Genomic DNA, 12,681 nt, shown 5'->3' on the forward strand with positions numbered 1-12,681 from the left:
ATCCAGCCGGCACCCGTCCTTGCACTGCCCCGCGGGGTCGCATCGATGGGTGCCGCGCCCAACCCGCGCGCAAAAGATCGGGCTGGCGGGGTGTTCCTTTGTGCCGGACTCTGCAATCGGGGTGGCACCAAGGCCGCCGCACTTCTGACAGCGCAGGGTTTTCAGGACTTTGCCCAGCCCGGTTTGCGGCGGATACTTGCGCAGCAACGGCCTGAAATCCAGACGGCCCGAATGGTCGCAAAGATGGTTCGCGCAATAGATCCGGCAATGATCATTCATGCGGGCGGCTTCCCCGATGCTGATATATCCATTCCAATCATGGCCCATATATTTTTTGCCTGAATTGTTCCCGTTATGTTCTTTTACCATTCCCGCGAACTGGTGATCAAGACCTGCCTGAAATCGTGGGGCACCCTGTTTGTAAGTCATTGATATATAATGGGCTGGTAAGGTGATGTCGTGGGGCACTGTTGCATTGAAAACAAAGGATTTTTCAGGACTCTGTTAGTCCCTCCTCGGCTACCAATTAAAAACCCCCTCATGGCTCCGCCTGAGGGGGTTTTTAATTGGCACCCTCGGATCTGGCTTGCCCCACCAAGAAAAACACTGGTTCGCGAGAAAGCGAGGCACCCAGCTTTCGAGAGATGTTGCGCGGAACGCTCAACGGTCCGCCGGGCAAAGCCCAAGGATAAAAAGCAGCCCAAACAAAGGCTGATTTTTACAATTCCCTCCTTCGTACGTGTCGCGGAGTGTCTGGCTTAAGTCGCCCCAGCCTGCATCTGAAGCGTCCGCCAGATTTCACCCATTACCCGACCCATGGTTTGATCGCGTCGTCGTATCGCGAAGACTTCGGTGTGGCGGGGGCGAAATCCTTCGATATTAAGCACGACGAGTTCGCCGCTTTTAAGCTCATCCGTGATCATGTGTTCGGGGAGGCCACCCCATCCATGTCCATTCATAATGATCGATTTTTTGGTGGCAAAATCCGATACGGTCCAACGCCGCCCACCAGCAAGGACGTCGCGTGTCTGATCGTAATCCGGCCCGCCGGTGCCAGAGACGATGACCTGAACATAGCTTTGCATTTCCATGCGTGATCGCATGCCACTGCGTTGGGCGACGGCGAAGCTGCGATGCGCGACGGGGCGTATTACGACAGAGCCGACAGGGGTGGTTTCGACGTGATCGATCTCTACACCCTCCAGACCCGCGACAATCAGATCGGCATCCCCCTTCATTAATCGAGCCAGGGGACCGCCCATCATCTCGGTTGCGACAGCGATGTGGGTATTGGGGAACTTGTCACCGATCTGACCCAGAACTTTCAGGATAGGTTCGAGCGATATGGTTGCCGTAAGCGTGATACGAACGAGCGGTTCCTGTGTGCTGCGCAGTTCCTGCGCTGTCGCCTGAAGCTTGCGAAACTGATCAAGCACGCGGGTCGCCTCGCGCAAAAAGACCTCGCCCTCCGATGACAGGCGAGGGCGGTAGTCTTCGCGTGAGAAGATGGCAAAACCCAGCTCATCTTCGAGCTTTCGAACTTGATGGCTGATCGCCGATTGCGCCTTGTTCAGCCGGTCTGCAGCGCCGCGAAATGTGCCGGTGCTGACAACTGCGTCAACGGCAATGAGTTGTTCCAGGTTCATCCGTGCCTCAACATGATCTTATTTATCGATCATTAATATGAAAAGTCAATATTATCAATTGCTCGTTTGGGTTGGCATACAGAGGCCATACATCAAACCAAAGGAGCTACCTATGAAACTCTATTACATGCCCGGCGCATGCTCGCTCGCCAGCCACATCATGTTGCATGAAGTGGGTGCCCGTTTTGATATCGAACGCGTGGATACTCAGGCAGGGCGCACCGAAAGCGGCCAAACATACCGCGACATCTGCCCGAATGGCTATGTTCCGGCACTTGAGATCGAAACGGGTGATTACCTCAGCGAAGGTGTCGCAATCCTCCAATACATTGCCGATACCCACCCGGACCGAGCCTTTTCGCCAAAGCCCGGTTCAGTAGCTCGTGCGCGCCTTCAGCAGTTTTTAAACTTTGCCGCAGCAGAGCTGCATAAGTCCTGGGGACCCCTTTTTACTGATGGTTCGAGCGAGGCGGATAAATCCGCAGCAAAGGGCAAGGTCGCGACAAAGTTTGATCATCTCGAAAGCGTTTTGGCGGACGGCCGTGATTACCTTGTCGCGAACCAGTTTTCCGTTGCCGATGCCTATACGTTTGTTCTGGTGAACTGGGCGAATGTCAAAGATATCGACCTCGATAACTGGCCACGCCTTGCCAAGTTCGTCAAACGCGTTGAGGCACGCCCGGCAACGCTGGCTGCGATGAAGGCCGAGGGGCTTGTGTGATGAAGTCCGCTGATGAATTGGAAGTCGAAGCCTTGATGGAGCGCTATTTCGATGGCCTTTATCATTCCGACAGTGAGGTTCTGCGCACGGTGTTTCATCCCAAGCTTGCCTACATCAATGCCAGCGAAGGCAATCACGAGTTCATGGATATTGAGGCCTACATGACGCGGATCGATAACCGCGAACCCCCGGCCAAACGCGGCGAAAATCGCAGCGAAAGCGTTGATCGGGTCAAGCTGATCAGTCGTCAAATGGGCTTGGTAGAAGCCCGCATGACGATGATGGGCCGGGAATATCAAGACCTGCTTACGCTGATTCATACCGATGCGGGCTGGCAGGTGCTCACCAAGGTTTTTGCCTATCAGGAAAAGGAGGGGTGAGCGATGCCCTATGTCAATATCAAGGTAACCCGCGAAGGTGGGCCGGATGGAACCGGCCCAACACCAGCGGAAAAAACGCAATTGATCAAGGGCGTTACGGACCTGCTCCAGAACGTTCTGAATAAGTCGCCAGCAACCACGTTCGTCGTGATTGACGAGGTGTCACTTGATGATTGGGGCATATCGGGACGATCCGCGCGCGATATCAGGGCGACAGAAAGCTAAGCCCTGATCATTTATGCAGAGACGACTAAATCAACAGTACGCCGGTTCCCAAAAGTTCGGGGCCGGCGTACATCAAATCGTTGAACTCATGCTGCTTGGCAGGACCGGAAGTAAACAGAACGACCGAAGGCGGTGGTGGGACCTAATATGATAATGGTTGTGGCCGTAAGAAAAAAGGGGACAGTCCCCTTTTCCCTCATGGATCAGAACGACACGGACGATATTGAAAACAAGAACGAACAAACGCAAACAGCGGGTGAGGCTGTTTGACCAAACGGCCTGCTTTGCGGGCTTTTTGTCTGTTTCCTTATCCCTCCTGCCCTGGTCTCTGGAAAAGTCCTAATCTCTAGATGTGGATCAATTAATCGCCTTATTCTTTCTGCTATCTTTCGTTCCTGCTTACGTATAGCTACATTTAAAACCACAACCTTGTTTCGGGAAACCCACGTCCACAGATGCCTGACGCCCTCCTTTTGTCCATTTCTGTGTTCCTTGCCGTCATTGCGGTTGTTGCGCTGGCTTATGCTGCTCATGTGCGCAGGCGGGAACGAGCGCGATTGGAGGTTCTCGACGCGGTATTGGCAAACGTCTCCGACGGTGTTCTGGTGCTTGGTGCCGATGGATCGGTCAGAAACATTAACATCGCCGCAGCTGAGATGTTTGACCGGACTGAGGAAGAGATTGCGGGGCGCCGTCTTAACGACTTGCTTTCTGATGCCCCTGAACGTTCTGATGAACAGCAGGCAGACGAATATCGCACCGACGCAATCCGATCAAACGGCGCCACTTTTCCGGTTGATGTTCGGTTCTTGCAGCTCCCAGGGCAGTGCGAAAGTGTGCTGGTCGTGCATGATCTGTCGCGCGTTCGGCCAGACGCGACCGAGGAAGAGCAACGCTTTAAACAAAGCCAGTATTTTGCACGCATCGGGACGTGGGACTGGCGCGTGGATACGGACGAGCTTTACTGGTCTGACGCGATTTATGGCATGTTCGGCTATAAGCCGGGCGAGGTGACACCGACCTATCCGCTGTTTTGTGATGCCGTGCATCCGGACGACAGGGAACGCGTTCGCGAAGGCGAAATTCGCTGCATTGAAACCGGCGAAAATCACGATGAAGAATACCGTGTTGTCTGGCCGGATGGCTCCATCCGATGGCTGCGCGAAACCGGCAACGTCACCAAGGACGAAACTGGCAAAACTGTCAAAATGATGGGGGTCGTTCGCGACATTACCGAGGAACGCGAAGAAGCCGATCAAATTCGCGAACTCGCCTTCCACGATGCCTTAACCCGTTTGCCCAACAGGACCATTTTCGAGGATCGTCTATCAAAGGCCATTGACCGCGCCAAACGTCATAAGAAAAAGGTCGCCGTGATCTTTATCGATCTGGACGGTTTCAAACAGATCAATGATGAACTCGGCCACGCCGTCGGGGATCGCGTTCTGATCAATACCGGACAGCGATTGATCAATGCGCTCAGGGCGTCTGATACGGTGGCGCGAATTGGCGGTGATGAATTTACAGTCATCCTTGAGGATCTGGAAACCGACGCCGAGATCCATAATATCGCCGAGAAGATCCTTGTTGCTGTTTCCACGCCAACGGAACTGGGTCAGGGGACGTGTTGGGTTGGGGCCAGCCTTGGTATTGCGATCTATCCCGAACATGCCCGAACGCTCGATACCCTTATCCATATAGCCGATCAGGCGATGTACACTGCCAAGGCCGAAGGAACGAACCTTTATCGCATCGGCTGGGAGTTTGAAAACTGATGACGCCGATGATCGATATACGCTCCGCCGCAAAAGCCGACCGTGACGCCTGGTCCGGTCTGTTTCGCGACTATATGGCGTTTTATGGCTGTGAGCCGTCCGACGCGGTGCTTGAGACAACCTGGTCATGGATCATGGAGCCCAAAGGGCCGATGGAATGCCTGCTGGCGGTGAATGGCAATCAGGTCGTGGGGTTCGCGCAATATCGTGCTGTGCCCGAAACCCTGACCGGTGCCTGGTTCGGCCAGCTTGACGATCTTTTTGTTGCGCCCCAAGCTCGCCGCGTAGGCGCCGCACAGGCCCTGATGGAACGGCTGGAAGACATCGCTCGCATGCGAAGATGGTTCAAGCTGACTTGGATCACGGCAGATGACAATGCGACGGCGCGGCGCCTTTACGATCAGATCGGCAAGGCTTCGAACTGGGTGGTTTATGAGCAGATGCTTGAGGGGTGAGGTCTGAAAGGCCGCTATCTTCTCTTCCTTGGCATCAGTCGACCATCGGGACCAAAAAGGGGACAGTCCCCTTTTTCCTCTTTTATTATTAAAGCGCCTTACGCCCAGCCTCCTCAAGAAAGCTCGAAACCGCCCGCTTGCCGTATTTCGCCTCGATCAGGTCGATAAGGTTGGCATCTAGTGTCAGGTTGATCCGTCGCTTCTTCCCCGGAATGGTTGCGGTGATCGCGACAATCCCGATCGCGCCATCTTCAAGGCCGACTGCTGCTGACGGGGCGGGAATTTCTTCGCCGTCCGCGTGCATGCCTTCAATGTGGAAGTTAAGGGCTTCTGTACCCATTTCCACCAATTCCGTCATGGTATCTGCTGCGGACACACAGCCCGGGAAATCCGGAAAGGAAATTCCGAAGCCGTCGTCATCGTCGGTATGTACCAAACCCCAATAGGTCTGTTTCATTCTGTTGTTATCCTGTTTCCCATTTCGCGTAAGGAACCGGACGGCCATTTACAGCAGCTTTATACCCGATTGCCTTTGGTGCGAACGATTTCCCAGCCATCATCTTTCAGCCGTTTGAGTATTTCGCTGCTATCCATGGCCCCCTTTCATCAGATGTATGCACATTATGCGCATAAATGCCGGTAAAGTCAAAAGTTATGCGCATAATGCGTATTGTGCGTTTAATTGTCTGACCTTCTTCAAACTCGCTCGTTGGCCATAGCTTAAAGCGGCAATTAGGATGGCACAGGGGACGAGCGCGGGATGCAGGCTACTGCTTTCGAATACCCCCGCGGCGCACAGCCCATTACCCGCTTGAAGGCCGTGCTAAACGCGCTTTCGGATTCATATCCCAGTGACAGCGAGATCTGCGAGATCGGTTCGCGGGAATTCAGGAGCTTTTCACCGGCGAGCAACATCCGCCAGTGTGTCAGATAGGTCATTGGGCTTTGTCCGACCTTTTCCTTGAAGCGGGCAGCAAAGGCTGATCGTGACATAGCGGCGGTTTGCGCGAGGCTTTCTACGGTCCAGTTCTGCGCCGGGGCGGCGTGAATGGCAGAAATGGCGATGCTGATTTGCGGGTCGGCAAGGGCAAAGAACCAGCCGATACCTTTGGCGTCATTGCTTAAGTACATGCGCAATGCCTGTATCAGCATCATATGGGCAAGATGCTGCAGGATCAGTTTGCTGCCCGGATCGTTTTTACGCATTTCGGCCATGGTGCGTTCAATGCAATAGCGAAGTTCTGTACTTCCCGCCCGGTCGCGAATGACGGCAAGGGGCGGTAACATTTTAAGCAGCAAATCGGCCTGTGGGCCTTTAAGGCCAAAGCGACTGCTGGCGACCACACAATCACCACCACCATTCAGTGTACGGATATGGCCAAACCCGGTGGGTTTGAAGGTTTTACCGGCTTCCATCGGTGATATGTCAAGGTTGCTTCCCATCAAAAACGCCTTGCCGTGTGGCAAAAGCACACAATCCCCAGTTTTCAGGTGTACAGGATCGGCCATGCCGTCCACAGCAAGCCAGCATGCGCCTTTGACCACGGCAGCGGTTTTGATGTTTTGTCCCTGATCTGGGAACTGGATCGCCCAAGGGGCACCGATATCAAACCCGGCAGACAGGTAATTATCAGGCCGGATCAGAGACAGAACATCGGAAAGTGGATCCATGAGGGTTCCTTCGATATTGGACGATTACGAATGAATAATGGAGTGTAGCGCATAGATCATCCAAGTAACAGACGGTATCTTGCTTGAAACGGGACGGTTGTGTTTCCCGGTTGTTTTCCAAATGTCAGGATGGAGTAAGAATGCGTATTTTTGTAACCGGTTCGACAGGGTTTGTTGGTTCTGCGGTGGTGCGTGAACTTCTGGATCATGGGCATTCGGTGCTTGGTCTGGTGCGGTCTGATGCATCGGCCCACAAGCTTGCCAAAACGGGTGCGACGGTTTTTCGAGGTGATCTTGAGGACCTTGAAAGCCTTAAAAGCGGGGCGGCGTCTTGCGACGCGGTCATCCATACTGGATTTAATCACGATTTCTCGAAATTTGCCGAAAATTGCGAAAAAGACCGTCTTGCGATTGAGGCGATGGGATCGGTCTTGGTGGGGTCGAACCGCCCGTTCATTGCGACATCGGGGATCGCTTTATTGCGGGCCGACCATCCTGTTGTTGAAACCGACACGGTCGGGGAAGATACGCCGCGCAAGGCATCCGATGAAGCCGTCGCGAAAATTGCAGCACAGGGGGTGAATGCATCACTTATGCGGTTACCACCCTCGGTACATGGGGCTGGTGACCATGGATTTATTCCGATCCTGATCAATCTGGCCCGTGAAAAGGGCTTTGCGGCCTGTATCGGAGACGGCGAAAACCATTGGGCGGCGGTGCATCGACTTGATGCGGCACGCGCCTATCGGCTTGCAATTGAACAGGGCGCGCTAAATAGGGTTTATCATGCGGTCGATGAAGGTGCGATTGCCTTTGCCGATATCGCGCACACCATCAGCGAAGGTTTGGGCGTACCGCTGAAATCCCTGACGATGGAGCAGGCCAAAGATTACTTTACCTGGTTTACCCATTTTGCGGCAATCGACTGCCGGGCATCGAGCGCCATGACGCAAAAATCATTGGGCTGGAAACCTGATGAGGTGGGGCTCATCACGGATATGAAAAACGCCGGATATTTTGCTGCATGAAACAGAAAAAGGACCGGGCAGTTCCGGTCCTTTTTGCATTTTGGACGGTAGCTTACGCCGTCAATTTCACCAGCAACTCGTCAAGCCGTTCAAGGGTCGAGGCCATGCCTTCTTCCATGCCCATATCAATGACCGTTTGCAGGTCTTCGGGCGAGTTGTAAGAAACCACTGTCTCGGTCAGCGTATGCGCGCCCTGATCCGTGAAGGTCATGGCAATGTGAGAACGCGGCAGGTTAGGGTTGATGACGCCTGTTTCGTCAGTAAAGCCGTCATAACCGGTATAGCCGTCAATCGGAGTGATCGTTTCGTAATCCGTGCGGCTCCAGTAATGCGTGCCATTCGGGTCGATCATGGCAAAATGCCAATGCCCGCCCTCGTTGAAATCAAAAGACTTGGTTTTCGTTGTCAACGGCTTGGGGGCGTACCATTGGTCGAGAAGTTCGCACTTGGTATAGCAATCCCACACCAGTTGCCGTTTCGCGGCAAATTCTCGCCGGACGGTCAGGGTGCTTTTCTGCATGTCGGCGACAAAGTCAAAGCGCAGATCAGGTTTCATCGGTTTCTCCCTGAAGGGTTGTCAGTAGATTGTCGAGATTGTCAAAGCGGCTTGCCCAGATGGCGCGCTGTTGCTCGAACCATTGCTCTGCCGCCGCCAATTTGTCGGGATTGAACGTGCAGGTGCGCACGCGCCCCTGTTTTTGTGAGGCAATCAGTCCTGCCTGTTCCAGCACGCTGATATGCTTCATGAAGGAAGGCAGAGCCATATTATACGGTGCTGCCAATTCCTTGACCGGTGCCGGGCCTTTCACCAAGCACTGGACCACCGCCCTGCGGGTCGGGTCGGCCAGTGCGTGAAAGATGGTGTCGAGTGGTTCATTATACTTATCCATACGGCTAACTATAATGAACTGAAAAGTTAGATCAATAGCTAAGTGTTTTATCGGCTATTTTATTTGGATGACCCCAAGGGAAACTGAAACAGGGCTTATCGGTCGCGTGGATTTCGATGTGATTGATCAGGACAGGTCTCAGGATACCAAATCAAAGACATATCCTGCGATCAGGGAGCCGGAGACGGCGAGCGCGAGATACAAAAAGAAGGTCTTGAGTTTCAGGATAGGGAGTATCGCCAATGCGCCCCAAATGCTCACCACCCCGCCGGACACCAGAAAGGCCATGGCCGCACCGGAAGACATTCCGTGCTCCATCAACCCGCGTGTCAGTGGTAATGCTGCATACCCGTCGAGATATGCGGGTGCGCCGACGAATACGGCAAAGGGGATGGCCCACCATACGTCTTCGCCGACGAACGCGGACAGGGCTTTGGCGGGCAGCACGGCGTTAAGTGCATGTTCCGCAGCAAAGGCGGGGATCAAACAGATCAGGATAAGCCGCGTCGTCGCGATAAAGTTTCGTTTAAAGCTGGCGCGGCGCGAAGCATCTGACCAGATGCGGGCTGTGAATGGTGTTTGTTCGGAGATTTGGCATTGCTGAATGCTGCCGACCAGTTTGTTGTTTCGTAACGGCGTAGTAACCCATGGGCTTGACGAAAATACCGATGTGATGAAACCTCCCCAAAGCCCCAACCCGAAAGCGGCCAGAGTCTTGCCGACAGCAAAGCTGACGCCAAGTGTTGCGACAGTCGTGGCAAGCATCGCAGGGTCCGTGATCGGAGATGCCAGCCAAAAGGCCATGACCGGGGCTAATGGTATTCCCGCTGCCAGCAAGCCCGCCATTAAAGGCAATATCGTGATGCCACAGACCGGGGTGATTGCACCGATTGCAGAGGCCACGATCACCGTGGGGAAAAGCCTGCCTTCGAACGCGCGCGCAATATGGGCGTCTGCGCCGCTTGCCATGACCCAGGCGGTCAGAAAAATTCCCGGCACGACAACGGGTGCCACGGAAAGCAGGCTAAGGGCAATGAAACGCGCCATAATCCAGGCCTGCGTGGGCCAAACAATGATGGCCGTTGTCGCGAGTGCGACGGCCAGAACAATTAGGCCGATCTTCGATCTGTTTGCTGCCGCACTGTTCCCGTTCATGCCTGCTCCTTGTGTGAAGGCAATTGAATGATCACTGCATGTAGCGGATATGTAAAACGCAAAAACGAGACAAATGCAAAAGCCAACAACGGGGACAGGTTTATGTTTCTCTGCGCAGTCGTTTGACCAACCGCCCATCAATCACCGCCAACCCGACCCCAATCACGCCCATCCCGGCGATGTGCTGCGGCAACAACGTTTCACCCAGAAACCCAACCCCAAGCAAGATTGCACTGACCGGGATCAGGAAGGTGACGAGCAAAAGGTTGCTGGCACCGGCCCGTTTCAGGATCGCGAAATACAGGATATAGGCAAGCGCGGTGCTAAGTGCTGCGATCCCCAGCACGGCCATAATGGTGGTGGGCGAGGGGACGGGCAGGTGCCACGGGGTATCAACCACGGCGGCCAACGGGATCAGCATCAGGCTCGACGCGCTGGTCATGCCCGCCGCCGTCAGGATCGGGGATGTGCTGCTAAACCGGCGGCCATATACCCCGGCACAGCCATAGGATATCGCCGCCAGCAGAACCGCACAGGGGGCGAGCGTGGAAAGCAAGTCTGTCGCGGCGGATGTCTTTGCCTCGGGCATGCCAATCACGACAAGAACCCCGGCAAAGCCGATTAAAACGCCTGCTGCCTTACGCAGGTTCAGTTTCTCGGTGTCGGTGGCGATATGGGCAATAATGATGGTGAAAAGCGGCGTGGTGCCATTGAGGATCGCCGCCAGGCCACTGGCGATATGGGTTTGGCCCCAGACAATCAGCGAAAACGGCACAAGGTTATTTAGGGCACCCATCACCGCAATCGCACCCCAGAATTTCGGATCACGCGGGATCGGAACATTGCGCAGCAACACCACCCACCACAGGATCAGCGATGCCATCGCCACCCGGCACAGCACTAGCGTAAAGGGCGGCAAATCGACAAGCGCAATTTCGGTAAAGAAAAACGATCCACCCCACAGGATCGACAGCACAATCAGCATCAAACAGCTTTTGCCATCCATCGCGTTGGTATCCCTTGCGGACGGTTTGATTTGTTGTGGGGAAGGCGCATGCCGCGCGCGGTGCGTGTGACTGCAGGTGCGGCTATCGGCATATTCGTCAAGTTTAAGGCGGCGTGTCTTTGTTTCATGGGGCAACATCGTTTGTTCCATCCTATGTGGGGCGTGATGACAAACGGAGCCTATGGCAAAACCAATCGGACGGCTGGCCACTTCCGGACGTGAATGCCAGCCGGGATGTGGGCATATGATGTTGCGAGGATGATGGATGATCTGGTGGACTTGATTGCCGCCGTGACCTCCTTAAACGTAAAACGGGGCGGCCCGAAAATCGAACCGCCCCGTTTATTGTGTGATGTAAAAATCGTTAGTCGGCAGGGGCTGTTTTATTCCTCATACCAATGAATTTTGGCAGTCTGGCAAAGATGGTGATGTTACCCAGCAAGATCATCGCAAGGCCCGATGCACCTATCGGTGTCCAGACATATCCTTCAAGGAAGGTCGATACCGTCAGGGCCACGACCGGGAACAGAACCGTGACATAGGCCGCCCGGCCAGCCCCAACCCGGTTGACCAGCGCCAGATAGGCAAGGAAGGCAACGACCGAGCCGGGAATGGCAAGATAGAGCAAGCCACCGATATATAGCGGTTCTGTCGGCATCACCGGTGTTTGCCCGCGCAAACCTGCAAAGATAAACAAGAGTACCGTGCCATAGACCATGCCGCGTGCCACCGCATCGCGGTTGGGAATGCCCATGGCATGCAGTTTGACCGACACCATGTTGCCACAGCTAAACACCGCCGTCCCGCCAAGCGCCAGCAACATGCCAGTGATGGCATGCGGATTATGCGACAGCGCGTAAATCTGATTGGCAAACAGGCAGGCAATCCCGGCAAGACCAAAGGCAGCACCAAACACAAAGCGCATCCCCGGACGGTTGCCATAAAACGCCCAGTTGCCCAGCGCGTTAAAAATGGTCGAGGTGGTAAAGATCACCGCGACAATGCCGCTCGCGATATAGGCCGTCGCGGAATACATCAGAATAAAATTGATGCTAAACAGTCCGCAGCCCAGAAGCATGCACCACGGATGGGCGCGCCATGGCACCGGGCGCCATTTTCGGCTGATCAGCAAGAACCCGCACAGCACAATGGCCGCCAGCGCAAAGCGGTAAAAGATCGATGTTTCAACCGGGATCGGCCCGATTTGAAGCTTGATCGCATACCAGGTAAATCCCCAGCAGGCGGTAACGATGACAAACAGAAGGGCGGTCATATGCGGGGCTTTCAATCAAAGACAGGCGCGATTGGTGGCGCGCGAGGGGGGGGGAGCCAAGGGTGTGCAACGGACATGTGGGGCATATCCGATACACCTGATTAAGCCCGAAAACCGCTGGGATGGCTTTCACGTTCTTGCGGTGTTTTTCATGTTCTTGTGCCATATTGTTCCGATGGTCAGAGCATCAGTCTGGCGCATGTTTAGAGATACCGTGATTTTATCTATCTGGTGAAAGTAGTTATGGAGGGGGCATGAAAAGGAACGTCTGGATAACAGTCGGACTAGTTCTTCTGTTAGGAGGATGTGACGACAATCATGTTTTCACTCTATATCGAGCATCTTCATTGGACGCAAACATGCGAATACATATTGCGACTTTCGATGCGGCGGAAAGTTCGCCCTCATACAATCAGGAAAACTGCGCGATCACGGCAGGACTGTTTGCCCAACAGC

At 54.4% G+C, this 12,681-nt stretch carries 15 protein-coding genes; 7 read left to right on the top strand and 8 right to left on the bottom strand.

The window, feature by feature from the left end; genetic code table 11:
- Positions 1-45 precede the first annotated feature (45 nt).
- Positions 46-342: a hypothetical protein gene (locus tag COO92_RS16400; protein WP_101303836.1), complete on the top strand. Its 297-nt coding sequence runs from the start codon at positions 46-48 to the stop codon at positions 340-342.
- A 416-nt stretch (positions 343-758) separates the two neighbouring features.
- Here COO92_RS16400 and COO92_RS16405 read toward each other — a convergent pair whose 3' ends face one another.
- The gene (locus COO92_RS16405) at positions 759-1,646 is read right to left on the bottom strand and encodes a LysR family transcriptional regulator (protein WP_101303838.1); all 888 of its coding nucleotides are present in this window, start codon (positions 1,644-1,646) and stop codon (positions 759-761) included.
- Positions 1,647-1,758: 112 nt separating this feature from the next.
- Between COO92_RS16405 and gstA the strand changes: the two genes are divergently transcribed.
- From gstA to COO92_RS16430, 5 genes are all read left to right on the top strand, one after another.
- Positions 1,759-2,367 carry a glutathione transferase GstA gene (gene gstA / locus COO92_RS16410; protein ID WP_101303840.1) on the top strand — a complete coding sequence of 203 codons (609 nt, stop codon included), beginning with the start codon at positions 1,759-1,761 and terminating at the stop codon, positions 2,365-2,367.
- The gene (locus tag COO92_RS16415) at positions 2,367-2,747 is read left to right on the top strand and encodes a nuclear transport factor 2 family protein (protein WP_101303842.1); all 381 of its coding nucleotides are present in this window, start codon (positions 2,367-2,369) and stop codon (positions 2,745-2,747) included. The genes gstA and COO92_RS16415 overlap by 1 nt, the downstream gene beginning before the upstream one ends.
- 3 nt (positions 2,748-2,750) lie before the next feature.
- The gene (locus COO92_RS16420) at positions 2,751-2,972 is read left to right on the top strand and encodes a tautomerase family protein (protein ID WP_101303844.1); all 222 of its coding nucleotides are present in this window, start codon (positions 2,751-2,753) and stop codon (positions 2,970-2,972) included.
- A gap of 455 nt (positions 2,973-3,427) precedes the next feature.
- Positions 3,428-4,747, top strand: a complete 1,320-nt coding sequence (locus COO92_RS16425; RefSeq protein ID WP_101303846.1) for a sensor domain-containing diguanylate cyclase — start codon at positions 3,428-3,430, stop codon at positions 4,745-4,747.
- Positions 4,747-5,202 (top strand): GNAT family N-acetyltransferase, encoded by a 456-nt coding sequence (locus COO92_RS16430; RefSeq protein ID WP_101303848.1) that lies wholly within the window; start codon positions 4,747-4,749, stop codon positions 5,200-5,202. The genes COO92_RS16425 and COO92_RS16430 overlap by 1 nt, the downstream gene beginning before the upstream one ends.
- An 88-nt stretch (positions 5,203-5,290) precedes the next feature.
- Here the strand turns inward: COO92_RS16430 and COO92_RS16435 are convergent, their stop codons facing one another.
- Positions 5,291-5,659 carry a type II toxin-antitoxin system HicB family antitoxin gene (locus COO92_RS16435; protein WP_165792382.1) on the bottom strand — a complete coding sequence of 123 codons (369 nt, stop codon included), beginning with the start codon at positions 5,657-5,659 and terminating at the stop codon, positions 5,291-5,293.
- 275 nt (positions 5,660-5,934) lie between these two features.
- A complete protein-coding gene (locus COO92_RS16440; protein WP_101303853.1) occupies positions 5,935-6,873 on the bottom strand; it encodes an AraC family transcriptional regulator in 939 nt (312 codons plus the stop codon).
- 140 nt (positions 6,874-7,013) lie between these two features.
- Here COO92_RS16440 and COO92_RS16445 point away from each other — a divergent pair, with 140 nt between their 5' ends.
- Positions 7,014-7,901 (top strand): SDR family oxidoreductase, encoded by an 888-nt coding sequence (locus tag COO92_RS16445; protein ID WP_101303855.1) that lies wholly within the window; start codon positions 7,014-7,016, stop codon positions 7,899-7,901.
- 52 nt (positions 7,902-7,953) lie between these two features.
- On the opposite strand, the gene COO92_RS16450 is transcribed toward COO92_RS16445, so the two are convergent.
- The 5 genes from COO92_RS16450 to COO92_RS16470 form a co-directional block, all read right to left on the bottom strand.
- On the bottom strand, positions 7,954-8,457 hold the full coding sequence (locus COO92_RS16450) for an SRPBCC family protein (RefSeq protein ID WP_101303857.1): 504 nt from the start codon (positions 8,455-8,457) through the stop codon (positions 7,954-7,956).
- On the bottom strand, positions 8,447-8,791 hold the full coding sequence (locus tag COO92_RS16455; RefSeq protein ID WP_101303859.1) for an ArsR/SmtB family transcription factor: 345 nt from the start codon (positions 8,789-8,791) through the stop codon (positions 8,447-8,449). Before COO92_RS16455 ends, COO92_RS16450 begins: the two co-directional genes overlap by 11 nt.
- Positions 8,792-8,929: 138 nt before the next feature.
- Complete coding sequence (locus COO92_RS16460) at positions 8,930-9,946, bottom strand: permease (RefSeq protein ID WP_101303861.1); 1,017 nt, start codon at positions 9,944-9,946, stop codon at positions 8,930-8,932.
- Between the two features lie 100 nt (positions 9,947-10,046).
- Entirely contained in the window at positions 10,047-10,952 is a 906-nt protein-coding gene (locus COO92_RS16465; RefSeq protein WP_240626476.1) for a DMT family transporter, read from the bottom strand.
- A gap of 364 nt (positions 10,953-11,316) precedes the next feature.
- Entirely contained in the window at positions 11,317-12,225 is a 909-nt protein-coding gene (locus tag COO92_RS16470) for a DMT family transporter (RefSeq protein ID WP_101303865.1), read from the bottom strand.
- Positions 12,226-12,681: the final 456 nt, after the last annotated feature.

Source organism: Thalassospira lohafexi, from assembly GCF_002844275.1.
Classification (GTDB): Bacteria; Pseudomonadota; Alphaproteobacteria; order Rhodospirillales; family Thalassospiraceae; genus Thalassospira; species Thalassospira lohafexi.

Bases quoted from the DNA above. Each gene is read 5' to 3' on its own strand.
- COO92_RS16400 (WP_101303836.1), top strand. From the start codon at position 46: ATGGGTGCCGCGCCCAACCCGCGCGCAAAAGATCGGGCTGGCGGGGTG.
- COO92_RS16405 (WP_101303838.1), bottom strand. From the start codon at position 1,646: ATGAACCTGGAACAACTCATTGCCGTTGACGCAGTTGTCAGCACCGGC.
- gstA (WP_101303840.1), top strand. From the start codon at position 1,759: ATGAAACTCTATTACATGCCCGGCGCATGCTCGCTCGCCAGCCACATC.
- COO92_RS16415 (WP_101303842.1), top strand. From the start codon at position 2,367: ATGAAGTCCGCTGATGAATTGGAAGTCGAAGCCTTGATGGAGCGCTAT.
- COO92_RS16420 (WP_101303844.1), top strand. From the start codon at position 2,751: ATGCCCTATGTCAATATCAAGGTAACCCGCGAAGGTGGGCCGGATGGA.
- COO92_RS16425 (WP_101303846.1), top strand. From the start codon at position 3,428: ATGCCTGACGCCCTCCTTTTGTCCATTTCTGTGTTCCTTGCCGTCATT.
- COO92_RS16430 (WP_101303848.1), top strand. From the start codon at position 4,747: ATGACGCCGATGATCGATATACGCTCCGCCGCAAAAGCCGACCGTGAC.
- COO92_RS16435 (WP_165792382.1), bottom strand. From the start codon at position 5,659: ATGAAACAGACCTATTGGGGTTTGGTACATACCGACGATGACGACGGC.
- COO92_RS16440 (WP_101303853.1), bottom strand. From the start codon at position 6,873: ATGGATCCACTTTCCGATGTTCTGTCTCTGATCCGGCCTGATAATTAC.
- COO92_RS16445 (WP_101303855.1), top strand. From the start codon at position 7,014: ATGCGTATTTTTGTAACCGGTTCGACAGGGTTTGTTGGTTCTGCGGTG.
- COO92_RS16450 (WP_101303857.1), bottom strand. From the start codon at position 8,457: ATGAAACCTGATCTGCGCTTTGACTTTGTCGCCGACATGCAGAAAAGC.
- COO92_RS16455 (WP_101303859.1), bottom strand. From the start codon at position 8,791: ATGGATAAGTATAATGAACCACTCGACACCATCTTTCACGCACTGGCC.
- COO92_RS16460 (WP_101303861.1), bottom strand. From the start codon at position 9,946: ATGAACGGGAACAGTGCGGCAGCAAACAGATCGAAGATCGGCCTAATT.
- COO92_RS16465 (WP_240626476.1), bottom strand. From the start codon at position 10,952: ATGGATGGCAAAAGCTGTTTGATGCTGATTGTGCTGTCGATCCTGTGG.
- COO92_RS16470 (WP_101303865.1), bottom strand. From the start codon at position 12,225: ATGACCGCCCTTCTGTTTGTCATCGTTACCGCCTGCTGGGGATTTACC.